We start from the raw sequence: 23,983 nt of genomic DNA, 5'->3' as shown, positions 1-23,983 counted from the left end.
CTACTCCTGGTCGTCGGCGGACTTGCGGCGCCGCCCGGCCGCCGTGCCCGCGATGACCAGCACGACCAGGACACCGGCGCCGACGGCGATCCAGGCGCCGCCGGACAGGCCGCCGCTCGCGGTGGAGCCGCCCTCGGCGGGCGTCGCGCCGTAGAAGCCCCAGTAGCCGCTCTGCTCCATGATCTGGCCGGTGCCCGCGGGCTGCTTGGTGAAGCTCGCGAAGTTGTCCGAGCGGTAGGCCTCGAGCACGTTGTCGTAGTCCAGCACGATGCTGGGCACCTGGCTGTAGTAGCGGGCCTGGGCCTGCTTGACGAAGTCGGCGCGCTTGGCCGGGTCGAACTCGGTGCTCTCGGCGGCGTAGAGGCGGTCGAACTCGGGGTCGCAGAAGAAGGCGGTGCTACTGCTGCTGCCCGCCACGGCGGGCAGGGCGGCGCAGGTCTGCTTCGACAGGATGTAGTCCGGGTCCGGGCTGGTGCCCCAGCCGGAGAACGCGAGGTCGTAGGTGCCGTTGTTGGTGCGCTCGTCGACTTCGTTGTCGGAGACCAGCTGTTTGATCGCCTTGATGCCGATGGCGCCGAGCCAGCTGATCACGTAGTCGGAGGCGCGCTGGGCGAAGTCCTCGCTGGCGCGGCCGAGCAGCCGCAGCTCGATGGGCTTGCCGTCCGGGCCGATGCGGGTGCCGTCGGCGCCGCGCGGGTAGCCGGCCTGGTCGAGCTGCGCGTTGGCGGCCGCCGGGTCGAAGGTGTAGCGCTCGTTCGCCGTGGGTTCCCAGTGGTAGGCCGGGAAGGAGGCGGGCACGATGCCGCCGCCGGTCTGGCCGTAGCCGCCGAGCACCTTGTCCACCAGGGTCTGCGGGTCCAGGGCGCGGGCGATGGCCTGCCGCACGCGGACGTCCTTGAGCACCGGGTTGCCGTCGCCGATCGGCTGGCGGGACTGGGTCTGGGCGCCGTGGTTGACGATGATCTCGCGGTAGCGGCGGCCGATCGCCTGGTTGGTGGTGACGCCCTCGGCGTTCTTCAGCGTGTCGAACTGGGTCGAGGTGAGCCGGTTGACGAAGTCGACCTCGTTGTTCTTCAGCGCGTTGACCGCGGCCTCGGAGTTCTTGTAGCTGATGAACTGCAGCTCGTCGATCTTGGCGCGGCCGCGCCAGTAGTCCGGGTTGGCCTTGAGCCGGACCAGTTCGTTCGGCCGGTATTCGGTGATCAGGAACGGGCCGTCGCCGACGCCGACGACGGGCACCGAGTCGGTGGCCGGGTCGGTCATGTTCGGCTGGTTCGCCCAGATGTGCTCGGGCACGATCGGCACGTCCAGCGCGGTCATGCTGGCCTGCGGGGTCTTGGTCTTGATGACCAGGGTGCGGTCGTCGGTGGCGGTGACCGACTCGAAGTTCTCGACGTAGGTGCCGTTGGCTTCCTGGGCGTTCTCGTCGGTCATGATCCGCGTGAACGTGTAGGCGGCGTCCTTCGCGGTGACCGGCTGCCCGTCGGACCACTTGACGCCGTCCCGGATCCGGTAGGTCCAGGTGAGCTTGTCGGGCGAGGTGGACCAGGACTCGGCCAGGCCTGGCGCGGGGGTGTTGTCCTCGGCCGAGGGCAGGGTGAGGAACTCCCAGGTCATGCGCCCGACCATGGTGCTGGAGGCGAACGAGGCGAGGAACGGGTTCAGGTGGTCGATCTCCTGCACCAGTGCCACGCGCAGCACCGTGCCGCCCTGCTGCTGCGCCTGGGCCGCGGGCACGAACGGGCCCGCCACCAGCGCCGCGGCGGCCACCGCCGCGCCCACGCGCGTTCGTCTCGGGAAACGCATCCCCACAGGTCCCACCTCTCTGGCTGATTCCGAAACCGGAAAGTAACCACTTCCAAGCACGTGGAGTCAACGACTCACGGGTGGTGTTGCCGAGCCGTGACGTAAGGTCTGGACCATGCGGATCTTGATCTCGGCGGACATGGAGGGCGCCACCGGTGTCACCTGGACCGACGACGTCGTCCCGGGCACCGAGCAATGGCAGCGCTTCCGGCGACTGTTCACCGGGGACGTCAACGCGGTGGTCCGCGGCCTGCACGCGGGCGGCGCGAGCGACGTGCTGGTCAACGAGGCGCATTCGTCGCAGCGCAACCTGCTGCTGGAGGACCTGGACGACCGGGCCCGCCTGCTCACCGGGCGGCACAAGCCGCTGTCGATGATGCAGGGCATCGACTCCGGGGTGGACGGGGTGGTGTTCCTGGGCTACCACGCCGGGGCGGGCGCGGACGGCGTGCTGTCGCACACCTACCTGGAGAACCAGATCACCGGGGTGTGGCTGGACGGGGTGCCGGCCAGCGAAGGCCGCCTGAACGCCGCGCTCGCCGCGGAGCACGGGGTGCCGGTGCTGCTGGTGTCCGGCGACGACCGGACGTGTGAGGACGCAGCGGACTACGCGCCGGGCGCGCAACTGGTCGCCGTCAAGGAGTGCGTGAGCCGCTACGCCGCGATCTGCCTTCCCCCGTCGAGGACCGCCGAGATGCTGAGCGCGGCCGCACGGGCGAGCATGGACCGTGCGGTGCGGGCGCCGGGTGCGGTGGCCGCGCACCGCATCGAGGTCGAGTTCGACGCGAGCCACCTGGCGCAGGCCGCCGCGGTGGTGCCGACCGTCGAGCAGACCGGTGTGCGCCGGGTCGGGTTCGACGCGGCATCGATGACCGAAGCGATGAAGGCGTTCAAGGTGGTCACGGCGATCGCCGCGGGCGCGGTGCAGGGGAAGTATGGCTAACGTCGAGAGTCTGTGCGCGCAGCTGCTGCGGTTCGACACCACCAACCGCGGCCACGGCGACGCCGAGGGTGAGCGGGACGCGGCGGAGTTCGTCGCGGGCGTGCTCGCCGGCGCCGGCCTCGAACCGGTGGTGCTGGAGTCCGCGCCGCGGCGCACCAACGTGGTCGCCCGGCTCCCGGGCGCCGACCCCACGCTGCCGGCGCTGCTCGTGCAGGGGCACCTGGACGTGGTGCCCGCCGACGCCGCGGACTGGACGGTGCCGCCGTTCGCCGGGGAGGTCCGGGACGGCTACCTGTGGGGCCGGGGCGCGGTGGACATGAAGGACTTCATCGCGATGGTGCTGACCGCGGTCGCGGACGGGCTGCGGCCGCGGCGTGACCTGGTGCTGGCGTTCGTGGCCGACGAGGAGGACCGCGGCGAGTACGGGGCGCACTGGCTGGCCGACGAGCACCGCGAGCTGTTCGACGGGTGCGTGGCCGCGATCAGCGAGTCCGGCGGTTACACCTACCACGTGCCCGCGGCCGACGGCTCGGTCAAGCGGCTCTACCCGGTGGGCACGGCCGAGCGCGGCACCGCGCACATGCGGTTGACCGCGCGGGGCCGGGCGGGACACGCCTCGCGGCCCAACCACGAGAACGCGGTGGTGCGGCTGATCGAGGCGCTGAACCGGATCGCCGCGCACGAGTGGCCGGTCACGCTGACCCCGACGGTGGAGGCGTTCCTGGTCCGCACCGGCGCGGCGCTCGGCGTCGAAGTGGATCTGTCCGATGTGGAGGGCACGGTGGCGCGGCTGGGCCCGGCGGCGAAGCTCGTCGAGCCGACCATCCGCAACAGCACCACCCCGACGATGCTGGACGCCGGGTACAAGGTGAACGTGATCCCGAGCCTGGCGCAGGCCCAGATCGACACCCGGACCCTGCCGGGCACCGAGAAGCAGCTGCTGGACGAGCTCGACGAGCTGCTCGGGCCGGACGTCACGCGCGAGTTCGTGGCGCACCAGCCTGCCGTGCAGGCGCCGGTGGACTCCCCGTGGTTCGCCGCGATGACCGACGCGCTGCGGTCGCAGGACCCGGAGGCGGTCGTGGTGCCGTACTGCATGGGCGGCGGCACGGACGCCAAGGCGTTCAGCCCACTGGGCATCGCCTGCTACGGCTTCGCGCCGCTGTGGCTGCCCGAGGGCTTCGAGTACCGGGCGATGGCCCACGGCGTCGACGAGCGGGTGCCGCTGGAGGGACTGCACTTCGGGAAGCGCGTCTTGGAGCACTTCCTCACCCACTGCTGACCGGGCATCAGTCCCCCAGCAGGGCCGTGGCGAGGAGGGCCACCGCGCGGTCGTCGTCGTGCGCCAGTTGCCGCAGGACGTCGTGTGCGAGGGGTGGCCGCATCTCGGCGAGCGCCTGGGTCAGGCGGAGCCGCACCGCGGAGTCCGTGGCGTGCGCGGCGAGTTCGCCGGTGAGCGCGCTCATCACCTGCTCCGCGTGCCCGGGGTCCAGTGCCAGCGCGCCCAGCGCCTCAGCCGCTTCCACGTCGCCGTCACCGTCCACCACCATGCGCACCAGTACCGGCACCGCCGCGGCGACGCCGGACCGGCCCAGGGCCAGCGCCGCGTGCCTGCGCACCGTCGGATCCGGGTCCGCGAGCGCTCCGGTCAGCGCCTCGGTCGCCTCGTCTCCCGGCATCTCCGCGATCGCCAGCACCGCGCGCCGCCGGACCTCGACGTCCTCGGCGCGCAGGCCGGCCGCCAGGCTGGCCACCCCGTCGCCGCCGGCGCGCGCGAGCGCCCACCGCAACGCGCCTGCCACGTTCGCGTCGGGTTCGGCCAGTACCGCCTCCGCCAGCACTTCGGCCGGCACCGGCACGGCCTCGGTCAGGGCGGCCTGCTGCCGCCGCGCCGCGTAGGGCGAGTTCAGCCCGTGCAGCAGCGCCACGATGCGCAGCACGTCCGGCCAGCCCGACGGCGCCGAGGCACCGACCGCCCGGAGCCGCTCCAGCAGCTCCTGCTCCCGCCGGATCCGGTCCTCGGTCCGCCGGATGAGGTCGGCGACCAGAGTGGACGGTGTGAAACCGGGATCGGCCAGCGCACGCCCGATCTGGCGCAGCGACAACCCGAGCGACCGCAGGCTCTCCACGTGGAAGATCCGGCGGATGTCCTCGTCCGAGTACTCCCGGTAGCCCCCGACCGTGCGGCCGGTCGGGCGCACCAGCCCGAGGGTGTCGTAATGCCGGAGCATCCGCGTGCTCACCCCCGAGCGGCGCGCCACTTCGCCGATCAGCACGACGTGCCCGCCGCGCGTTCCGGGCCGAGCGCGGCCACCCGTTTCGCCTCCTCGACGTCCGGGGCGAACCCGGCGTCCGGGTCCCGCAGGAGCCGCTGCGTGGCGCGGGCGTGCGCGCGCACCACCGGGTCCCCGCTCGCCAGGCCGGTCCGCAGGGCCGGCTCGGCCACGTCGCCGCCGAGCGCGACGAGCGCCCGGCTGAGGCTCAGCTGCACGGCCCGGTCGCCGCGGCCGAGCTGCGCGGCCAGGACCTCGGCCAGCGCGGCGCGCCCCTCGTCGGGCACGAGGACGACCGCGGCCCGCCACGCGCTGCGCGCGACCTCGTCGTCGGCGTCGTGCAGCAACGCGCGGGTGATCGCGGGCCAGGCACGCCGGTCGCCGATCTTGGACAGGGTGTGCAGCGCCTGGCTGCGCGCCTGAGCCCGCCCGGACGCGAGTTCGTCGAGCAGCCGGGGCACCGTGATCTCCGCCGGCAGCCGGGTCAGCGCCCAGGTGAGCATGTCGCGGACGAAGAAGTCCGGCTCGACCGCGCTGCGGGCCACGAGCTCACCGAGGAGACCGGGGTCGGGGTGCGTGCCTGCCGCCAGCGCGGCCTTGAGCCGCGTGGACGGGTTCCCGGCGTTCAGGGCGCCGAGCAGGTCGCGGTGTGTCGGGTTGATCGGAACCACCTCCGCGTCCCAGTGAAGACCTTGTCACAGTGTCAACGTCAAGCACGCCGGGCGCGGACGCCGGTCAGGACCGAATCCACCAGCCGGGCCAGGTAGCGCCGGTCCGCGCTGCCGCCGCAGAGCAGCAGGTGGAACCACAGCGCGCCGGCGAGCAGGTCCACGACCAGGTCCGCGTCGCTGTCCGCCGCCAGCTCGCCCCGGTCGACGGCCCGGGTGAAGACCGGGTGGTCGCGGGTGAGCCTGCCGGTGAAGAACGCGCTCGTGGCCTCGGCCAGGAGCGGGCGCCCGGGCACGGCGGCCAGCACCGCCGCGGTCGCCGGGCGGGTCAGCAGCCGGGAGAGGCGGGTGGCGACGGCGAGCAGGTCGCCGCGCAGGCTGCCGGTGTCGGCGACCGGGAACTCCAGCAGCGCCGAGCCGGTCACCGCGGCGGCGAGCAGTTCGTCCTTCGACGACCACCAGCGGTAGAGGGTCGTCTTGTGCACGCCCGCGCGCTGCGCGATCGCCTCGATGGTCAGCCCGTCGTAGCCGTGCTCGGTGAGCAGGTCGAGGGTCGCGGTGAAGATCTCCTGGACCCGGCGGGGGCCGGCACCGGTCGGCATGGTCCCAGCCTAACCGCAACGCAACGGTGCGTTGCATTGCGACGGTCCGTTGCGCTTCGCGGCGGCGCTGAGCAGGCTAAACCTCGGGCGGCCGAATGCGGTGTAGAGTTCACCCGTCCTTGTCCGGTTTGGGCCAGGTTTGGCGTGGCCGCTTGACGGTGCCCCGGCCTGCGCGTTTCGCTGCCTGCCATGGTCCGAACCATTCGCGCGCTGGCCGTCGCCCTGCTGATGACCGGTCTGGTCGCCGCGCCGCCCGCGGGAGCGGAGGCGCCGGTGCGGTTCGCGTCGTCGTTCGAACCCGGCCAGCCCGAGCCGGACTGGGTGGACACCGTGGAGACCGGGCCGGACGGCCGCCCGCTCACCGCCGGCGTGAACGGCGCGAACGGCTCGGCCATCCCCGGCGACGTGCGCGGCCGCGCCACCGGCGCCACCGCGAGCGCGGAGAACGCCGGCGCCGGCGAGGTCGCGGTCAACGTGCTCGACGGCAGGCCGGAGTCCAAGTGGCTCGCCTTCGCCCGCACCGGCTGGGTGCAGATCGAGTTCGCCGAGCCGGTCGCCATCACCCGCTACGGCCTGACCTCGGCCCACGACGCCCCGGAGCGCGACCCCCGGGACTGGACCCTGCAGGGCTCCGACGACGGCGCCACCTGGACCACAGTGGACAGCCAGAGCGGGCAGACGTTCGGCGACCGGTTCGAGTCCAGGGAGTTCCGCCTCGCCGCCACCGCCACGCACCGCTTCTACCGGCTGGACATCACCGCCAACGGCGGCGCGGACATCGTCCAGCTCGCCGAACTGCTGCTCGCCGACGACCAGCCGGCCCCGCCGCCGCTGCCCGCCATGCGGTCCTACCCGGACAGCGGCCCGCCCGTCGGCTACACCAACAAACCGCGCGCCGGGTTCACCGGGCTGCGTGCCTTCCACTACGGCGGCACCCAGACCGCGCCGCACGGCTACTCCTACAACAAGGTGTTCGACGTGCGGATCCCGGTGCGCGCCGACACCGAGCTGTCCTACACGGTGTTCCCCGAGCTGACCGGCGACGACCTGACGTACCCGAGCACGAACGTCTCGGTCGACCTGGCCTTCACCGACGGCACCTACCTGTCCACCCTCGGCGCGGTGGACCAGTACGGGTTCCCGCTCAGTCCCCGCGGGCAGGGCGCGGCGAAGTCGCTCTACGCGAACCAGTGGAACCTGGTGCGCTCGGCGATCGGCACGGTCGCCCGCGGCAAGACCGTCGCGCGGATCCTGATCGCCTACGACAACCCGAACGGCGCCGGCTCGTTCAACGGCTGGTTCGACGACATCGCGCTCGGGCCCGCCGCGCCGCAGGCCCGCGTCGCCCGCCTGTCCGACCACGTGCTCACCACCCGCGGCACGAACGCCAACGGCACGTTCTCCCGCGGCAACAACTTCCCGGCCACCGCGGTCCCGCACGGCTTCAACTTCTGGACCCCGGTCACCGACGCCGGGTCGGTGAACTGGCTCTACCGCTACCAGGAGGGCAACAACGCGCAGAACCGGCCCACGCTGCAGGCGCTGTCGCTGTCCCACGAGCCGAGCCCGTGGATGGGCGACCGGCAGACGTTCCAGGTGATGCCCTCGACCGCCGCCGGTGCGCCGGACGCGAACCGGGCCGCCCGCGCCCTGTCCTTCGACCACGCCAACGAGATCGCCAAACCGCACTACTACGGGGTGACGTTCGACAACGGCGTCAAGGCCGAGATCGCGCCCGCCGACCACGCGGCGGCGTTCCGGTTCACCTTCCCCGGCGGCGACGCGAACCTGATCTTCGACAACGTCAACGACGCCGGCGGCCTCACCCTCGATCCCGCCACGGGCACGCTGTCCGGGTTCACCGACGTGCGCAGCGGCAACTCCGCCGGCGCGGGCCGGATGTTCGTCTACGCGGCCTTCGACCGGCCGGTCACCGGCGGGGACATGCTGCCCGGCGAGGGACGGGACCACGTGCGCGGCTACCTGAAGTTCGACCCGGGCCGCGGCGGCGCCGTGGGCATGCGGATCGCGACCTCGCTGATCAGCGTCGACCAGGCCAAACGCAACCTGGAACAGGAGATCCCGGCGGGCACGGCGTTCGAGACGGTCCGCTCCGCCGCGCAGGCCGCGTGGGACCGCAAGCTCGGCGTGATCGAGGTCGAAGGCGCCAGCCGGGACCAGCTGACCACGCTCTACTCGAACCTGTACCGGCTGTTCCTCTACCCCAACTCCGGATTCGAAAACGTCGGCACCACGCGCAGCCCGCGCCCCGCCTACGCGAGCCCGGTCTCGCCCAAGGCCGGGCCGGACACGCCGACGCACACCGGGTCGAAGGTCGTCGACGGCGAGATCTACGTCAACAACGGATTCTGGGACACCTACCGCACCACCTGGCCCGCCTACGCGCTGCTCACGCCGGACGTGGCGGGCCGGATGATCGACGGGTTCCTGCAGCAGTACCGCGACGGCGGCTGGGTCGCGCGCTGGTCCTCCCCCGGCTACGCGAACCTGATGACCGGCACCAGCTCCGACGTGGCCTTCGCCGACGCCTACCTCAAGGGCGTGCGCGGTTTCGACGTGCAGGCGGCCTACGACGCGGCGATCCGCAACGCCACGGTCGCCCCGCCCAACGAGGACGTCGGCCGCAAGGGCCTGGAGCAGTCGATCTTCCTCGGCTACACGCCGACGTCGACCGGCGAGGGCATGTCGTGGGCGATTGAGGGTTACCTCAACGACTTCGGCATCGCGATGATGGCGCAGAAACTCGCCGACGAGGCCGCGCCGGACGACCCGCGCCGCCGCGAGTACGCCGAGAACGCCGAGTACTTCCGCGGCCGCGCGCAGAACTACGTGCACATGTTCGACCCGGCGGTCGGGTTCTTCCAGGGCCGCGGCGCCGACGGCGCGTTCCGCGTCCCGCCCGGCCGGTACGACCCGCGCGAGTGGGGGCACGACTACACCGAGACCAACGGCTGGAACATGGTCTTCACCGTGCCGCAGGACGGGCAGGGGCTGGCCAACCTCTACGGCGGCCGCGACGGGCTGGCGCGCAAGCTGGACCAGTTCTTCGCCACGCCGGAGACCGCCGGGTTCCCCGGCGCCTACGACGGGCAGATCCACGAGATGCGGGAGGCCAGGGACGTGCGGATGGGCCAGTACGGCCACTCCAACCAGCCCTCCCACCACATCGCCTACATGTACGACTTCGCCGGGCAGCCGTGGCAGACGCAGGCCAGGGTGCGGGAAGCGCTGTCCCGGCTGTACCTGGGCAGCGAGATCGGGCAGGGTTACCCCGGCGACGAGGACAACGGCGAGATGTCGGCCTGGTACGTGTTCAGCGCGCTCGGGTTCTACCCGCTGCGGATGGGCAGCCCGGAGTACGCGGTCGGTTCGCCGCTGTTCACCAAGGCGACGGTGCACCTGGCGGGCGGCCGGGACCTGGTGATCAACGCGCCGAAGAACAACGCCCGCAACGTCTACGTGCAGGGGCTGCGGGTCAACGGCCGGACGTGGAACTCCACGTCGCTGCCGCACGACGTGCTCGCGGGCGGCGGCACGCTCGACTTCGCGATGGGCCCGAGCCCGTCGCGCTGGGGCGCGGCCGAGGTGCCGCCCTCGCTCACCGAGGGCGACGAGCCGCCCCAGCCGCCGGCGGATCTGACCACGCCCGGCGGGCCGCTGTTCGACAACACCTCGGCCACCCAGGCCCGCCCGCTGGAGACGGTCGACTGCCCGGTGCCCGGCGCGGTGACCGCGACCTTCTACACGCTCACCTCGGCCAAGGACGCCGGGGACCCGAGCGCGTGGGTGCTGGAGGGCTCGGCCGACGGGCAGACCTGGACGCCGCTGGACATCCGCTCCGGGGAGACGTTCACGTGGCGGCAGCAGACGCGGGCGTTCAAGATCGCCACGCCGGGCGCCTACGCCCACTACCGGCTGCGGATCACGGGCAGCACGGGCGGCGCGGCGGGGTTGGCGGAGGTGGAACTGCTCGGCGGGACGTGACTGCCGCCTCCGCCCCACCGCCCGCGAGCATCACCACCGGTCGCCGGTACCCGGTTTGTCCAGCTTGGAACTGCTCGGCGGGAAGGGAGCGGGGCGGCCGGTTACGGTAGGCGACGTGACCCGGACCCACTTCTTCTCGTCGTTCGAGGACGGTGATCCGCGGCCCCGCTCCGGCCCGGTCGTGACCGTCGGCTCGGGGCCGGAGCGGGCGCCCGCGGCCAAGCCCGGCGCCGGGTTCACCGGGGTGCGCGCCGCCCGCTACACCACCCGCGAACCGGCCCGTCAGGTGCTGTTCGAAGTGGACTTCGTCATCGGCGCGGACACCCGACTGTCCTATGTGGTGTTCCCGGAGTCCGACGCCGGGCCGAGCTGGCGCAGCACCTTCGTGGCGCTGGCCGTCGAGCTGGACGACGGCACCCTGATCGGGGGGTCGGCGCTCGAAGCGGGTGAGTCCAAGACCCTCTACCTCGACCAGTGGAACCTGGTGCGCCACCCGCTCGGCGAGGCCGCGGGCCGTCGCGCGCGGGCGGTCGTGCTGCTCGCCGAACCGTCGCCGGGTGAGCCGGTGTCGGGCTGGGTCGACGACGTCGCGATCGCCGACGCGCCGCCCGAAGGCCCGCGGGACCCGGTCGACTGGGTGCGCACCACGCGCGGCACCCATTCCAGCAACGAGTTCTCCCGCGGCAACACCTTCCCGGCCACCGCGATGCCGCACGGCTTCAACTTCTGGACCCCGGTCACCGACGCCGGGTCACTCGACTGGCTGTACGAGTACCACCGGCGCAACAACGCCCAGAACCGGCCCGAGCTGCAGGCCTTCGCGGTCAGCCACCAGCCGAGTCCGTGGATGGGCGACCGGCACCCCTTCCAATTCCTGCCGGGAATCGGTCCGGTCACGGCGGACCGGAAGGCGCGGGCGCTGCCGTTCTCCCATGACAACGAGACCGACCGGCCGCACCACTACGGGGTGCGCTTCGACAACGGCATCACCGTCGACCTCGCGCCTGCCGACCACGCCGCGTTCATCCGGTTCGGCTTCCCCGGCGAGGGCGGATGGGTGCTGTTCGACAACGTCAACCGGCGCGGCGGCCTGCGCGTCGACCCCGCGCGCGGCGTGGTCACGGGGCACACGTGGGCGCGCAGCCGCCTGTCGGTCGGCGCGCGGCGGTTGTTCGTATACGGCACGTTCGACCGGCCCGCCACCGGTGGTCGCAGGCTGCGCCGGCCCAACACCGGCTACCTGTCCTTCGACACGCCCCAGGTCGAGCTGCGGATCGCGACCTCGCTGATCAGCCTGGAACAGGCGCGCCGCAACCTCGAGTTGGAGATCCCGGCCGGGACCACGTTCGAGCAGGTCCGCGAGCGGGCGCGGACCGCGTGGCAGGAGGTGCTGGGCCGGGTCGAGATCGACGGCGCCACCCCGGACGAGCTGACCACCTTCTTCTCCGGCCTGTACCGGCTGTTCCTGTACCCGAACTCGGCCCACGAGCAGACCCCGCGCGGAGTCCGGCACGCCAGCCCGGTGCGGCGCCGGTGGTGGCCGAGCACCCGCACCCGGACCGGGGCGAAGGTCGTGGACGGCCCGATGTCGGTCAACCACGGTTTCTGGGACACCTACCGCACGGTGTGGCCGGCGCTCGCGTTGCTGGCGCCGCGACGCTGCGGGGAGCTGATCGAGGGGTTCGTGCAGCAGTTCCGGGAGGGCGGCTGGATCGCGCGCTGGTCCTCCCCCGGCTACGCGAACCTGATGACCGGCACCAGCTCGGACGTGGCCTTTGCCGACGCCTACCGCAGAGGCGTGCGGAACTTCGACGTGCACGCCGCCTACGACGCGGCGCTGCGCAACGCGACCGTCACCCCGCCCGGCCGCAGCGTCGGACGACAGGGCCTGCGGGAGTCGATCTTCCTCGGGTTCACGCCGCTGACCACGCACGAGGGCCTGTCCTGGGCGCTGGAGGGCTGCCTCAACGACTTCGGCCTCGCCGCACTCGCCGAGGAGCTGGGCCACACCGACGACGCCCGGTACTTCCGGCAGCGCGCCGCGCAGTACGTCAACCACTTCGACCCGCACACCGGGTTCTTCCAGGGCCGCCACCGCGACGGCCGGTGGCGCTGGGCGCCGGAGCACCACGACCCGGCCCGGTGGGGCTTCGACCAGCCCGAGACCAACGCCTGGAACACCGTGTTCTCCGTGCCGCACGACGGCGCCGGCCTGGCCGCGCTGCTCGGCGGCCCCGCGGCGCTGGAGTCCAAAATGGACACGTTCTTCGCCACGCCGGAGACCGGGCGCGTCCCGGGGTCCTACGGCGGGATCATCCACGAGATGACCGAAGCCCGGGACGTGCGGCTGGGCCAGTACGGGCATTCGAACCAGCCCAGCCACCACATCCCGTGGATGTACTGCCACGCCGGGGCCGCGGCCAAGACGCAGGCCATCGTGCGGGAGGTGCTGACCCGCTGCTACCTGGGCAGCGAGATCGGGCAGGGTTACCCCGGCGACGAGGACAACGGCGAGATGTCCGCCTGGTACGTGCTCGCCGCGCTGGGCCTGTACCCGCTGGCGCCGGGCAACCCGGGTTACGTGCTGACCGCGCCGCTGTTCGAGCGGGCCCGGCTGCGCCTGGAGAACGGGCGGACGGTGACGATCAGCGCCCCTGGCCGCGGGACGTACGTGCGGGGCCTGACGATCGACGGGAAGCCGCACCACTCGACCTGGCTGCCGCACGCCGACCTGATCACCGCCGCTCACCTGGAGTTCGACGTCACGGACACCCCCACGAGCTGGGGTGATCCGCCACCGTCACTGGGCGCGCCGCCGCTGGCCGACGTGACCGGCGCCGGCACCTGTGACGACGGCACCGACGTGACCCAGCTGTTCGCCGACACCACCGCCACGCAGGTGACCTTCCGCTCGCGCACCCCGGTGATCGAGTGCGCGGTCCGGGAACCGGCGCGCGTGGAGATGTACACCCTGACCTCCGCCGCCCGCGGCGGGGACCCGCGCGACTGGGTGCTGGAGGGCAGCGCCGACGGGGAGTCGTGGGTGCGGCTGGACGAACGCCGTGGCGAGCGGTTCCGGTGGCGGCGGCAGACCCGCCCGTTCTCGATCGCCGAGCCGGGCACGTACCGTGCCTACCGGCTGCGGATCACCGCGGCGACCGGGCGGCGGACCGCGCTGACCGAATGGGAACTGCTCGGGGGCCGTGCATGAGGGTGTGGAAGGTGGCCCAGGACCGGCTGGTCGCCGCCGATCCGGGGCTGGTGCGGTTGCGGCTGGCCGGGATCGCGGTGGGCGGGATCGTGCTGTCGATCCTGGTGCTGCTCCTGCTCGGCCGTCCCATTCCGACGATCATGGTGGCCTGCATCGCGGCGATGAACTCGGCGTTCAGCGTCAACGACAAGACGCCGAAGGACCAGGCGATCACGCTCGTGCTGGTCATGCTGTGCGGGTCGGCCTCGCTCACCGTGGCCGCGTTCGGCGCCACCGCTCCCCCGCTGGACAGCGTGCTGTTCGTGTTGCTGATCTTCCTCGCGGTCTACGCGCAGCGGTTCGCGCCGCGCGGCACGGCGATGGGCGCGTTGTCGTTCTTCATGTTCTTCTTCGCGATGTTCCTCGCGATCCACCCGCGGCAGCTGCCCGAATACATCCTCGCCCTGGCGATCGGGCTCGCCGCGAACGCCGTGATGCGGTTCGCGGTGCTGCGCCGGCGCCCGGAGGGTGAGCTGCTGCGCGCCCGCCGCGCGTTCCGCGCCCGGATCAGCGCCGTCGTGCGCGCCGCGGCCGCGTGCCTGGCCAGCGGCGGCAGCGAGTGGCGGATCAACCAGCTGCGCAAGGCCGACACCCGCCTGCACGAGGCCGTCCTGATGATCGAGGACACCATCGGCGACCTGTTCGACGAGACCGGCACGCAGCTGCTGCGCCGCCGTCTGCTGGCCGTGGAGCTGGCCTGCCAGTGGCTCTCGATCACCGTGCGCCGCGCCGCCGAGGAGGGCGCGCTGCCGGAGGCGGTCCGCGACGACCTGATCGCGAGCCTGCTGCGGCTGGACTCCCTGATCGAACGCGATCCCCGCGACCTGTCGGTGATCAGCGACACCGAAGAGTTCAGCAAGATGCTCGTCGCGGGCAGCCGGCTCAAGGAACGCACCGAACCCGGCGACGAGGTGCGCCGCGCGATCGCGGAGCTGGCGCTGGCCGACGTCAACGCGCAGCGGGTCGCCGAGAAGGACTACTCGGCCGAGACCGAACTGCCCGAGGAGGAGACCGAGGAGGAAGCCAAGAAGGTCCTCGCCTACGACAACCGCACCCGCAGCGCGATCCAGGCGATGGTCGGCGGCGGGCTGGCCGTGCTCGGCGGCGAGCTGGTCTCCGACGCCCGCTGGTACTGGGCGGTGCTCACGGTGTTCGTGGTCTTCCTCAACACCAGCACCGCGGGGGCCACGTTCGTGAAGGGGTTCCGCCGCGTCACCGGCACCCTGGGCGGGATCTTCGGCGGAATGCTGCTGGCGCTGCTGGTCACCGGCAACACGACCGCCACGGTCGTGCTGATCCTGGTGTGCGTGTTCTGCCTGGTCTACGTGGCGCGGGTGTCGCAGCTGCTGATGGCCTTCTTCATCACCTGCATGCTGGGCCTGCTCTACAGCCTGCTCGGCACGTTCAGCGTCGAGGTGCTGTGGGTGCGGGTGGCGGAGACCGCGATCGGCGCGGCCGCGGGGCTGATCGCGGCGGTCCTGGTGGTGCCGGTGCGCACCCGCACCGTGATGGTGTCCGACATCGACGCGGCGCTGGTGGACCTGTGCGAGTTCCTGGCCGGGGCCGAGGCGCTGCTGTCCGGGCGGGAGAACGTGAACGTGATCGAACTCTCCCGCGAGCTGGACCGCTCGGTGGAGAAGGTGCGCACCACGATCGAGCCGCTGACCCACCCGATCAGCCTCGCCAGCCGCCGCGACTACGGCTGGTACGTGATGAGCACGCTGGAGCGGCTGGCGTTCCGGGCGCGGCAGATCGCGGCCCGCTCCGAACCGGGCCTGCTGCCCGCCGACGACCGGCTGACCGGGGTGATCGAGCGGATCAGCCGCAATGTCGACGTGCTGCGCGACGCCCTCGACGGCGACGAGCGGGGCAGGCTGGTGCGCAACACCGCCGCCCCGGAGACGCGTGAGACGGACAACGCCCAGGCACGCTCCGTGCTCACCAGCCTGGGCCGCCTGGATGCCGGGATCGTCGCGCTGGGCAGGGCGTTCGAGGTGCCGGTGGCCGATTCGACTCGATCGGTTCAGCAGAACGTGAGGCGACGCACCACGTCAGCGCAGGCAGAGGGCGATAGGGTCACCAGCACAAGCCAAGATTCCGTCCGCAGGAGTACGCAATGACCCAAGCCCCCGTCAACGTCACCGTAACCGGCGCCGCCGGCCAGATCGGCTACGCGCTGCTGTTCCGCATCGCGTCCGGTCAGCTGCTCGGCCCGGACACGCCGGTGAAGCTGCGGCTGCTGGAGATCCCGCAGGCGGTCAAGGCGGCCGAGGGCACGGCGCTCGAGCTGGAGGACGGCGCGTTCCCGCTGCTCGCGGGCATCGACATCTTCGACGACGCGAAGCAGGCTTTCGCCGGCGCCAACGTGGCGCTGCTGGTGGGCGCGCGCCCGCGCACCAAGGGCATGGAGCGCGCCGACCTGCTGGAGGCCAACGGCGGCATCTTCAAGCCGCAGGGTGAGGCGATCAACGCCGGCGCCGCCGACGACATCCGCGTGCTGGTGGTCGGCAACCCGGCCAACACCAACGCCCTCATCGCGCAGTCGCACGCGCCCGACGTCCCGGCCGAGCGGTTCACCGCCATGACCCGCCTGGACCACAACCGCGCCGTCGCCCAGCTGGCGAAGAAGCTGAACACCCCGGTCAGCGAGATCAAGAAGCTGACGATCTGGGGCAACCACTCCGCCAGCCAGTACCCGGACATCTTCCACGCCGAGGTCGCGGGCAAGAACGCCGCCGAGGCCGTCAACGACGAGAAGTGGCTGGCCGAGGAGTTCATCCCGCGCGTGGCCAAGCGCGGCGCGGAGATCATCGAGGCCCGTGGCGCGTCGTCGGCCGCGTCGGCCGCCAACGCCGCCATCGACCACATCTACAACTGGGTCAACGGCACCCCCGAGGGCGACTGGACCTCGATGGCCGTGCCGTCCGACGGCTCCTACGGTGTGCCGGAGGGCCTGATCTCCTCGTTCCCGGTCGTCTGCAAGGACGGCAAGTACGAGATCGTGCAGGGCCTGGAGATCAACGAGTTCTCCCGCGGCCGCATCGACGCGTCGGTCAACGAGCTGGCCGAGGAGCGCGAGGCCGTGAAGAAGCTCGGCCTCATCTGATTTTTCCCGGTGGTGCGCGGAGGGCCGGTTCCTGACAGGGGCCGGCCCTCCGGCGTCAGCGTGGTGATCATGACTGCGATCGATCCGCCGCGCGGGCTCGCCGAGCGGCTGCGCGACACCCGCGCCCGGCTGGAGGCCGACGTCGACCTGTGGGTGGCGAGTTCCGGGGATGCGGGCGTGCACCTGATCCCGCTGTCCTAGTGGGACGGCGCCGCGTTGCTCGTCGCCACCCCGCGCGACTCGCTCACCAGCCGGAACCTCCTGGCCGACGGCCGCGTGCGCCTGGGCCTTGGCCCGACGCGGGACGTCGTGCTCGTCGACGGGGTCGCCGAGCCGGTCGAGCCGGACGCGGCGGTGTGCGAGGCGTTCTCCGTGCGGACCGGGTTCGATCCGCGCGCGGAGTCCCAGCCGTACCAGTACTTCCGGATCCGGCCGACGCGCGTGCAGGCCTGGCGGGAGGCCAACGAGCTGCCGGGACGCACCCTCATGCGCGACGGGCATTGGCTCGGCTGACCGGACGGCGCTACCGTGCCCCGATGGGGAAGTTCATCACCATCGGCTACGGGGACAGCGCGGGCTACGAGCGGACCGCCGAGGAGGTGCGGGCGGCCGCCCACGAGCACGACTCCCGGTTGCGCGCCGGCGGGGCCGAGATGGGGATCGCGGGCGAGCCGGTGCAGGTGCGCAACCACGACGCGGCCGGGGCCCAGGTGACGCCGGGGCCGTTCCTGCGGTCGGACCTGCCGGTCGCCGGGTTCGCGATCATCGAGGCCGACACGCTGGAGGAGGCCACGCGGATGGTGGCCGGCACCCCGTGCGCGGTGGCGCACGGGGTGGTCGAGGTGTGGCCGCTGCAGAGCTGAACTCCGGCTGGCCCCCGGTCAGTCGATGCCTTCGACGATGCGGAAGTCGCGCTCGACCCCGTCGGCGAGGACGGCCAGCGCCTCCTGATAAGCCGCGCTCTCGCGCGCCGCGACAGCCTGCTCGAAGCTGTCGAACGAGACCAGGACGGTGCGCTCGGCGATCCCGCCGTCATGCGCGACGACCCGGCCGCCAAGGATGAGGGGCCGGCCGCCCGCGGCGCGGACGGCCGGACTGGCCAGTTTGTTGTAGGCAGCCAGTTTCTCCGGGTCGGAAATGGTGCGGTAGACGCTGACCCAGTAGCCCTTGGGCATGGAACCTCCGGTGTTGTGATGGGTGCTCTGACTTACGAGCGGCGGCGGGCGAGAGCGAGGCTGGTCAGCGTCGTGATCGCCATGGCGCCGATGCCGATCAGCGCCGCGGTGATGTAAGCGCTGTCGTCGGGGAAGAGAAAGCCGGGGCCGGTGCCCGCGGCGAGGACGAGGCCGACGTCGATCACGACGGCGCTGCCGGCCAGGAGCAGGGGTCGGCGATCCGCGTCCGGACCCGCGGCGGAACGCGCCACCGGGAACGCCTTCACCGCGACCCCGCCGGCCGGCTGCCGGTCACTGCTTCGGCCGTTCGCGGTCCTGGCTTTCGAGCTCTGTCAGGTGCTTCAGCGCCGGAACGGCCGCCACCAGCGCCTCGACCTCGTCGCCGGTGAGCTCGCCGATCAACCGCTCGAACGCGTGGACGCCCGCCTGGCGCCGCGTCCGGACGTAGGAGGCGCCGGCCTCGGTCAGGCACACCAGCGTGACCCGCCTGTCGGAGGTGTCGCCCCGCCGCTCGACCAGGCCGGACTCCTCCATCACCCGGACCAGGGCGGTCATCGCGGGCTGGGTGACGCCCTCGACCGCGGCCAGATCGGTGACGCGCCGCGGGCCGGTCCGGTCCAGGGTGGCCAGGGTGGCGGCGGCCGTCAGGCTCATGGCCCGGGGCAGGCGTCTCACGGCGCTGGTGGCGAGGCTGTAAAGGGCTGCCCCGATGGCGGCGGACGCGCCGCGAGCGGTGTCTTGACGGCTCACGCCAGAAGCATAGCGCTTTTATATACATCTTTTATGTAAGTGGTCGTCCAGCCCACTTTTTCGTTGTGGGAAGAGGAACTTTGTGCCCTCTCCGGCACGCCGATAGCGTCGGCTGCATGGAGTGGAGTGTGAAGCCGGCCGGGGAACTGGCGGCCGCGTTGCGTGCCGGCGGCGTGTCCTCAGTGGAACTGACCGAAGAGGCCATCGACCGCATCGAGCGCGAGGACAAGGTCGTGAACGCGATCTGCGTGTCGGACTTCGACCGCGCGCGGGCCGCCGCGCGGGCCGCGGACCAGGCTCGCGCCCGCGGCGAGGACCGGCCGCTGCTCGGGATTCCGGTGACGGTCAAGGAGTCTTACGACGTCGCCGGGTTGCCGACGACCTGGGGCATGCCGCAACACCGGGATTTCCTGCCCGCGGAGGACGCGGTGCAGGTGTCGCGGCTCAAGGCCGCGGGCGCGGTGGTGCTGGGCAAGACGAACGTGCCGCGCGGGTTGCAGGACATCCAGACCTTCAACGACGTCTACGGCACCACCAGCAACCCGTGGGACCACGAGCGCACGGCGGGCGGGTCCTCCGGCGGATCGGCGGCGGCCCTGGCCTGCGGGTTCGGCGCGCTGTCCATCGGCTCCGACCTCGCCGGTTCGCTGCGCACCCCCGCGCACTTCTGCGGCATCTACGCGCACAAGCCGACGCTCGGGCTGGCGGCGCCTCGCGGCATGGTCGCGCCGCCGGGGCCGGCCCTGCCGGTCGACCTCGACCTCGCCGTCGTCGGTCCGATGGCGCGCACCGCCCGCGACCTCACGCTCCTGCTCGACGTCATGGCCGGGCCCGACCCGCTGACGCTCGGCAAGGCGCACCAGTTGACCCTGCCGCCCGCGCGGCACCAGCGGCTGAGCGACTTCCGGGTCCTGGTCGTCGACGAGCATCCGTGCATCCCGACCGGGGCCGCTGTGCGGGCGGGCGTGCACCGGGTGGCCGCCGCGCTCGCCGACGGCGGCGCGCGCGTCGAACAGCACAGCCGGCTGCTGCCCGACCTGGCCGAAGCCGCCACCCTCTACATGAAGTTGCTGATTTCCGGCGCGGTCGCGCGTTTTCCCGTTGACGACGAGCAGTTGCGGGCCCGCGTTGCCGGGTTGAGCGCGGACGACCGGAGCCTCGACGCGGTGCGGTTGCGCGCCATGGTGTTCAGCCACCACGACTGGCTGGCGGCGAACAACCGCCGCGAACTCCACCGCCACGACTGGCGGCAGCTCTTCGCCGAGTTCGACGCCGTGGTGTGCCCGATCACGCCCACGCCCGCGTTTCCGCACGACCACAGCCCGAATCCGATGGAACGCCGCATCGACATCGACGGCGCCGAGTACCCGTACTTCGACCAGCTCGTCTGGGCCGGCGTGGCGACCATGCCCGGCCTGCCCGCCACCGCGATACCCGCGGGCCGCTCCCCCGAGGGCCTGCCGGTCGGGGTGCAGCTCATCGGCCCGATGTTCGAGGACCGCACCCCGCTGCGGCTGGCCGAACTGCTGGAGCAGGAAATCGGCGGCTTCCAGGCGCCGAGGTAGGGCATCCCGCCGGAGGCCCGCCGAGGACGAGGCTCCCGGTCGGCCGTCCGCTCGGAAACGCCGGGGGTGGACGAGCCGGTGTGCCGCGCCATACCGCACGCCTCGGTCGGCGGGGCCGGCGATGTCGGCCTCGAAGGTGTCCGGGGCACGGACTCGTGGTTCGTCGTCGAGTTGACGCAAAGCCAGGGAAGCGGCTGAAGCCCTCATTGCGGTCGAGCGCCTGCCACGTCAGCTGCACGAAACGGCCGGACGGCGCGCGCGATTTTGGCGAACGCCGATCCTGCTGGATTTCAGCTGCTTCGGCACACCCGCCCCGAAAACTCCGCTGCCGCCGTCCCAGGGGTGGAACTGATCTGTGCGCGACAACGACCGACAGCACTACCGGGGGTCCGGCACCGCGCGGACCGCGAGGAACCCTGTCGGCTCGCGGCTGAGGCGTTCGAACCGTTCCGGGTCGAGTGTCGCGGCCTCGTGTGACGGGCGGGGTTCGACCAGCCGCTCGACGAGGAACCCCGCCGCGCGCAGCTCTTCGCAGGTCCGCTCCAGCGGGGAGAGCCAGTAGCGGACCCGCCAGCCGCGGCTCCACACCTCCTCGACCACCCGCGGCTCGAAGTAGTTGCCGCCGTGCCGGAGCCAGTTGCCGAACGGGTGCTGCCGGGACAGCACCAGGGCCCCGTCCGGCCGGAGCACCCGGCGCAGCTCCCGCAGCAGCGCCACCCGGTCGTCGACGTACTCCACGGCCAGCGCGAACAGCACCCGGTCCACCGAGGCGTCCGGGAGCCAGTCGAGCGGCTCGGCGAGGTCGTGCACGCGGAACTCGCCGGCCGGAACGCGGCGCCGGGACAGCTCGACCATGCGCGGGCTGATGTCCACGCCGACCACGCCCGCGCCGCGCGTCACCAGCTCCTCCGCGTACAGGCCTGGACCGCACGCGGCGTCCAGCACCCGCAGACCGGCGACGTCCCCGAGCAGGTCGAGGCACGCCGGCCGGTCCAGGTGGGCGTTGTAGAAGCCGTCCCGCGCGTGGTCGAGGAACTCCTCGGCGAAGACGTCGTACTGCGCCTCCCGCCCGACCTCCATCAGGCGCCGGTCAGCCCACGCCGCGCCAGGAGCGGCGCGATCTCCGGGTCACGGCCACGGAAGGCGCGGAAGAAGCCCATCGGGTCACCGGCGCCGCCCCGGGAGAGCAGCGTGGCCCGGAAGTGGTCGCCGTTCTCGCGCTTGAGACCGCCGTTCTCCTTGAACCACTCCACGGTGTCGGCGTCGAGCACCTCGCTCCAGATGTAGGAGTAGTACCCGGCCGAGTAGCCGCCGCTGAACACGTGCGCGAAGTAGGTGCTGCGGTAGCGCGGCGGGATCGCCGGCACCGCCACCCCGGCCTTCTCCAGCGCCGCGGCCTCGAACGAGGCGACGTCGCCGACCGCGTCCTCGGTGCCCAGCCCGTGCCAGGCCTGGTCCAGCAGCGACGCGGCCAGGTACTCGGTGGTGGCGAAGGGCTGGCCGTACTGGGCCGACTCTTCCAGCCGCTCCACCAGGCGCTGCGGCAGCGGCTCCCCGGTCTCGTGGTGCTTGGCGTAGTTCGCCAGCACCTCCGGCCACAGCATCCACATCTCGTTGACCTGCGACGGGTACTCCACGAAGTCCCGGGGCACGTTGGTGCCGGAGAACTTCGGGTAGCGCACGTCCGACACCAGCGCGTGCAGCGCGTGCCCGAACTCGTGGAACAGGGTGGTGACCTCGTCGAAGGTGAGCAGCGTCGGCTCGCCGGCAGGCGGTTTGGCGATGTTGAGGTTGTTGACCACCACCGGCCGCTCGCCCAGCAGGTGCGACTGGTCGACGAAGGTGTTCATCCAGGCGCCGCCGCGCTTGGAGTCGCGCGTGTAGTAGTCGCCCAGGAACAGGCCCAGCGGGCTGCCGTCGGCGTCGAAAACCTCGAACACCCGCACGTCCGGGTGGTAGACGGGCAGGTCGTGGCGTTCGGTGAAGCTCAGCCCGTACAACTTGCTCGCCGCGAACAGGACGCCGTCGCGCACCACGCGGTCCAGCTCGAAGTAGGGCCGCAGCGTCGCGTCGTCGAGGTCGTACTTCGCCTTGCGGACGCGTTCGGCGTAGAAGGCCCAGTCCCACGGCTCGAGCGTGGCGCCGGGGTGGTCCTGTTCGAGGTAGGTCTGCAGCTCGGCGGCGTCGCGGCGCGCGTTGGCCACGGCGACGGGCGCGAGCCGTTCCAGCAGCCCGACGGCGGCCTCGGCGGTGCGGGCGGTCTCGTCGGAGATCACGTACGCCGCGTGGTTGGGGTGGCCGAGCAGGGCGGCCTTCTCGGCGCGCAGCTGCACGATCCGCGCCAGCACGGCCGAGTTGTCGTTGTCGTTGCCGCGGTTGCCGCGCGAGATCGACGCGGTGAACAGCCGTTCCCGCAGCGCCCGGTTCTCCAGGGCGGACAGCAGCGGCTGCGAGGTGGGCAGGTTCAGGGTGAGCAGGTACCCCTCGCCACCGCGGGACGCGGCGGCCTCACGCGCGGCGGCGATCGTGCCGTCGGACAGGCCGGCCAGCTCCGCCGGGTCCTCGACCAGCACGGCGAGGTCGTTGGTGTCGCGCAGCAGGTTCTCCTGGAACCGGGTGGACAACGTGGACAGTTCCTCGTTGAGCACCCGCAACTTGGCCTGCTGGCTCTCGTCGAGCCCGGCGCCGGCGCGCTGGAAGTCGGTGTAGGTGCGTTCCAGCAGCCACGCCGACTCCTCGTCCAGGCCCAGCTGGTCGCGCCGGTCGTACAGCTCCTTGACGCGGGCGAACAGCGCCGGGTTCAGGTGGATGGCGTCGGAATGGGCGGCCAGCTTCGGCGCGATCTCGGCCTGCAGCTCCTGCCGCGCCGGGTTGGTGTCGGAGGAGGTGAGGTTGAAGAACACCGACGAGACGCGCTGCAGCAGGCGCCCCGAGGTGTCCAGGGCCACGATCGTGTTCTCGAAGGTCGCCGGCTCCGGGTTGCCTGCGATGGCCTCGATCTCCGCGGCGTGCTCGGCCAAACCGGCCTCGAACGCCGGGCCGAAGTGCTCGTCGGCGATCCGGTCGAACGGGGGCAGACCGTAGGGCAGGTCGCTCGCCTGCGAGAACGGGGTGTCCGGTGTCATCCAGCGCGGCCCTTCTGTCCTGTCGACCCTCCGATCTCCGCGTCGGAGGACGTCTTCTTCTTCCTACCGCGCTTCGGCGTCGGCGGCACCACCCCGGCCAGATCCGCGCTGTGGTCGTTGACGCGCACCACGAACGGGCGCACCTCGGTGTAGCGGACCACGGAGATCGACGCCGGGTCGACCACGATCCGCTGGAACGCGTCCAGGTGCTGCCCCAGCGCGTCGGCCAGGATGGATTTGAGCACGTCGCCGTGGCTGCACAGCAGCCAGACGGCGTGGTCGCCGTGCTCGGCGGTGATCCGCGCGTCGTGCTCGCGCACCGCGGCGACCGCGCGGGCCTGCATGCCGGCCAGGCCCTCACCGCCGGGGAACACCGCGGCCGAGGGGTGGGCCTGCACGACCCGCCACAGCGGTTCCTTGACCAGGTCCTTCAGCTCGCGGCCGGTCCACTCGCCGTAGTCCACTTCGGACAGCCGCGGTTCGACGGTGCGGGTCAGGCCCCGCTCGGCGACGAGCGGGGCCACCGTGTTCTTGCAGCGCAGCATCGGCGAGCACACGACCTCGGCCAGCGGCACGCCGGCCAGCCGCTCGACGAGCGCCCGCGCCTGCGCGCGGCCGGTGTCGTCGAGCCCGACCTTGGGGGTCCGCCCGGCCAGCACGCCCGAACCGTTCGCGGTCGAGCGGCCGTGCCGGAGCAGGATCACGGTAGCCACGC

Annotated in this window: 20 protein-coding genes; 10 read left to right on the top strand and 10 right to left on the bottom strand. The window is 72.2% G+C overall.

Annotated elements, in window-relative coordinates; genetic code table 11:
• Window positions 1-1,782 (bottom strand): ABC transporter substrate-binding protein, encoded by a 1,782-nt coding sequence (locus tag AMYTH_RS0107330; RefSeq protein ID WP_027929756.1) that lies wholly within the window; start codon window positions 1,780-1,782, stop codon window positions 1-3.
• 139 nt (window positions 1,783-1,921) lie between these two features.
• Between AMYTH_RS0107330 and AMYTH_RS0107325 the strand changes: the two genes are divergently transcribed.
• Both AMYTH_RS0107325 and AMYTH_RS0107320 read left to right on the top strand, forming a co-directional pair.
• Window positions 1,922-2,749 carry a M55 family metallopeptidase gene (locus AMYTH_RS0107325; RefSeq protein WP_027929755.1) on the top strand — a complete coding sequence of 276 codons (828 nt, stop codon included), beginning with the start codon at window positions 1,922-1,924 and terminating at the stop codon, window positions 2,747-2,749.
• Window positions 2,742-4,031 carry a M20/M25/M40 family metallo-hydrolase gene (locus AMYTH_RS0107320; protein WP_027929754.1) on the top strand — a complete coding sequence of 430 codons (1,290 nt, stop codon included), beginning with the start codon at window positions 2,742-2,744 and terminating at the stop codon, window positions 4,029-4,031. Before AMYTH_RS0107325 ends, AMYTH_RS0107320 begins: the two co-directional genes overlap by 8 nt.
• 7 nt (window positions 4,032-4,038) lie before the next feature.
• Here AMYTH_RS0107320 and AMYTH_RS0107315 read toward each other — a convergent pair whose 3' ends face one another.
• The 3 genes from AMYTH_RS0107315 to AMYTH_RS0107305 are packed head-to-tail and all read right to left on the bottom strand — an operon-like array spanning window position 4,039 to window position 6,292.
• Entirely contained in the window at window positions 4,039-5,025 is a 987-nt protein-coding gene (locus AMYTH_RS0107315; RefSeq protein ID WP_027929753.1) for a HEAT repeat domain-containing protein, read from the bottom strand.
• The gene (locus AMYTH_RS0107310) at window positions 5,019-5,693 is read right to left on the bottom strand and encodes a HEAT repeat domain-containing protein (protein ID WP_027929752.1); all 675 of its coding nucleotides are present in this window, start codon (window positions 5,691-5,693) and stop codon (window positions 5,019-5,021) included. Before AMYTH_RS0107310 ends, AMYTH_RS0107315 begins: the two co-directional genes overlap by 7 nt.
• Window positions 5,694-5,731: 38 nt before the next feature.
• Window positions 5,732-6,292, bottom strand: a complete 561-nt coding sequence (locus tag AMYTH_RS0107305; protein WP_027929751.1) for a TetR/AcrR family transcriptional regulator — start codon at window positions 6,290-6,292, stop codon at window positions 5,732-5,734.
• Window positions 6,293-6,481: 189 nt separating this feature from the next.
• Between AMYTH_RS0107305 and AMYTH_RS0107300 the strand changes: the two genes are divergently transcribed.
• The 7 genes from AMYTH_RS0107300 (at window position 6,482) to AMYTH_RS0107275 (ending at window position 17,516) form a co-directional block, all read left to right on the top strand.
• Complete coding sequence (locus AMYTH_RS0107300) at window positions 6,482-10,297, top strand: GH92 family glycosyl hydrolase (protein WP_027929750.1); 3,816 nt, start codon at window positions 6,482-6,484, stop codon at window positions 10,295-10,297.
• Window positions 10,298-10,412: 115 nt separating this feature from the next.
• Window positions 10,413-13,508 carry a GH92 family glycosyl hydrolase gene (locus AMYTH_RS0107295; RefSeq protein ID WP_027929749.1) on the top strand — a complete coding sequence of 1,032 codons (3,096 nt, stop codon included), beginning with the start codon at window positions 10,413-10,415 and terminating at the stop codon, window positions 13,506-13,508.
• Complete coding sequence (locus AMYTH_RS0107290; protein ID WP_027929748.1) at window positions 13,505-15,667, top strand: FUSC family protein; 2,163 nt, start codon at window positions 13,505-13,507, stop codon at window positions 15,665-15,667. The genes AMYTH_RS0107295 and AMYTH_RS0107290 overlap by 4 nt, the downstream gene beginning before the upstream one ends.
• Window positions 15,664-16,653: a malate dehydrogenase gene (locus AMYTH_RS0107285; protein ID WP_027929747.1), complete on the top strand. Its 990-nt coding sequence runs from the start codon at window positions 15,664-15,666 to the stop codon at window positions 16,651-16,653. The genes AMYTH_RS0107290 and AMYTH_RS0107285 overlap by 4 nt, the downstream gene beginning before the upstream one ends.
• 69 nt (window positions 16,654-16,722) lie before the next feature.
• On the top strand, window positions 16,723-16,854 hold the full coding sequence (locus AMYTH_RS50830) for a hypothetical protein (protein ID WP_267283884.1): 132 nt from the start codon (window positions 16,723-16,725) through the stop codon (window positions 16,852-16,854).
• A gap of 15 nt (window positions 16,855-16,869) precedes the next feature.
• Complete coding sequence (locus AMYTH_RS44225; RefSeq protein ID WP_228684621.1) at window positions 16,870-17,166, top strand: hypothetical protein; 297 nt, start codon at window positions 16,870-16,872, stop codon at window positions 17,164-17,166.
• Between the two features lie 23 nt (window positions 17,167-17,189).
• Complete coding sequence (locus AMYTH_RS0107275; RefSeq protein WP_027929746.1) at window positions 17,190-17,516, top strand: YciI family protein; 327 nt, start codon at window positions 17,190-17,192, stop codon at window positions 17,514-17,516.
• An 18-nt stretch (window positions 17,517-17,534) separates the two neighbouring features.
• On the opposite strand, the gene AMYTH_RS0107270 is transcribed toward AMYTH_RS0107275, so the two are convergent.
• Genes AMYTH_RS0107270 through AMYTH_RS0107260 form a run of 3 tightly spaced genes read right to left on the bottom strand, consistent with a single transcriptional unit; the run spans window position 17,535 to window position 18,578 of the window.
• Window positions 17,535-17,828, bottom strand: a complete 294-nt coding sequence (locus AMYTH_RS0107270; RefSeq protein ID WP_027929745.1) for a DUF1330 domain-containing protein — start codon at window positions 17,826-17,828, stop codon at window positions 17,535-17,537.
• A 32-nt stretch (window positions 17,829-17,860) separates the two neighbouring features.
• Window positions 17,861-18,079 carry a hypothetical protein gene (locus tag AMYTH_RS0107265; RefSeq protein WP_157360553.1) on the bottom strand — a complete coding sequence of 73 codons (219 nt, stop codon included), beginning with the start codon at window positions 18,077-18,079 and terminating at the stop codon, window positions 17,861-17,863.
• A gap of 40 nt (window positions 18,080-18,119) precedes the next feature.
• Window positions 18,120-18,578, bottom strand: a complete 459-nt coding sequence (locus tag AMYTH_RS0107260; protein WP_228684619.1) for a MarR family winged helix-turn-helix transcriptional regulator — start codon at window positions 18,576-18,578, stop codon at window positions 18,120-18,122.
• Between the two features lie 116 nt (window positions 18,579-18,694).
• Between AMYTH_RS0107260 and AMYTH_RS0107255 the strand changes: the two genes are divergently transcribed.
• On the top strand, window positions 18,695-20,143 hold the full coding sequence (locus AMYTH_RS0107255; RefSeq protein WP_027929742.1) for an amidase: 1,449 nt from the start codon (window positions 18,695-18,697) through the stop codon (window positions 20,141-20,143).
• A 378-nt stretch (window positions 20,144-20,521) separates the two neighbouring features.
• Here AMYTH_RS0107255 and AMYTH_RS0107245 read toward each other — a convergent pair whose 3' ends face one another.
• From AMYTH_RS0107245 to AMYTH_RS0107235, 3 genes are read right to left on the bottom strand one after another with little or no spacing between them, the layout of a single operon-like run.
• Window positions 20,522-21,223: a class I SAM-dependent methyltransferase gene (locus tag AMYTH_RS0107245; protein WP_037322371.1), complete on the bottom strand. Its 702-nt coding sequence runs from the start codon at window positions 21,221-21,223 to the stop codon at window positions 20,522-20,524.
• Entirely contained in the window at window positions 21,223-23,268 is a 2,046-nt protein-coding gene (locus AMYTH_RS0107240; protein WP_027929740.1) for a M3 family metallopeptidase, read from the bottom strand. The genes AMYTH_RS0107245 and AMYTH_RS0107240 overlap by 1 nt, the downstream gene beginning before the upstream one ends.
• Complete coding sequence (locus AMYTH_RS0107235; protein WP_027929739.1) at window positions 23,265-23,981, bottom strand: histidine phosphatase family protein; 717 nt, start codon at window positions 23,979-23,981, stop codon at window positions 23,265-23,267. The genes AMYTH_RS0107240 and AMYTH_RS0107235 overlap by 4 nt, the downstream gene beginning before the upstream one ends.
• Between the last annotated feature and the right edge of the window lie 2 nt (window positions 23,982-23,983).

This window comes from Amycolatopsis thermoflava N1165 (assembly GCF_000473265.1).
In the GTDB taxonomy this organism is placed as follows: Bacteria; Actinomycetota; Actinomycetes; order Mycobacteriales; family Pseudonocardiaceae; genus Amycolatopsis_E; species Amycolatopsis_E thermoflava.
This window is presented reverse-complemented; position numbering and strand designations above follow the sequence as displayed.

Excerpts from the sequence above, each read along its gene's own strand:
- AMYTH_RS0107325 (WP_027929755.1), top strand. The coding sequence starts at position 1,922 with ATGCGGATCTTGATCTCGGCGGACATGGAGGGCGCCACCGGTGTCACC.
- AMYTH_RS50830 (WP_267283884.1), top strand. The coding sequence starts at position 16,723 with ATGACTGCGATCGATCCGCCGCGCGGGCTCGCCGAGCGGCTGCGCGAC.
- AMYTH_RS0107240 (WP_027929740.1), bottom strand. The coding sequence starts at position 23,268 with ATGACACCGGACACCCCGTTCTCGCAGGCGAGCGACCTGCCCTACGGT.
- AMYTH_RS0107255 (WP_027929742.1), top strand. The coding sequence starts at position 18,695 with ATGGAGTGGAGTGTGAAGCCGGCCGGGGAACTGGCGGCCGCGTTGCGT.
- AMYTH_RS0107285 (WP_027929747.1), top strand. The coding sequence starts at position 15,664 with ATGACCCAAGCCCCCGTCAACGTCACCGTAACCGGCGCCGCCGGCCAG.
- AMYTH_RS0107245 (WP_037322371.1), bottom strand. The coding sequence starts at position 21,223 with ATGGAGGTCGGGCGGGAGGCGCAGTACGACGTCTTCGCCGAGGAGTTC.
- AMYTH_RS0107320 (WP_027929754.1), top strand. The coding sequence starts at position 2,742 with ATGGCTAACGTCGAGAGTCTGTGCGCGCAGCTGCTGCGGTTCGACACC.
- AMYTH_RS0107275 (WP_027929746.1), top strand. The coding sequence starts at position 17,190 with ATGGGGAAGTTCATCACCATCGGCTACGGGGACAGCGCGGGCTACGAG.
- AMYTH_RS0107305 (WP_027929751.1), bottom strand. The coding sequence starts at position 6,292 with ATGCCGACCGGTGCCGGCCCCCGCCGGGTCCAGGAGATCTTCACCGCG.
- AMYTH_RS0107270 (WP_027929745.1), bottom strand. The coding sequence starts at position 17,828 with ATGCCCAAGGGCTACTGGGTCAGCGTCTACCGCACCATTTCCGACCCG.
- AMYTH_RS0107290 (WP_027929748.1), top strand. The coding sequence starts at position 13,505 with ATGAGGGTGTGGAAGGTGGCCCAGGACCGGCTGGTCGCCGCCGATCCG.
- AMYTH_RS0107300 (WP_027929750.1), top strand. The coding sequence starts at position 6,482 with ATGGTCCGAACCATTCGCGCGCTGGCCGTCGCCCTGCTGATGACCGGT.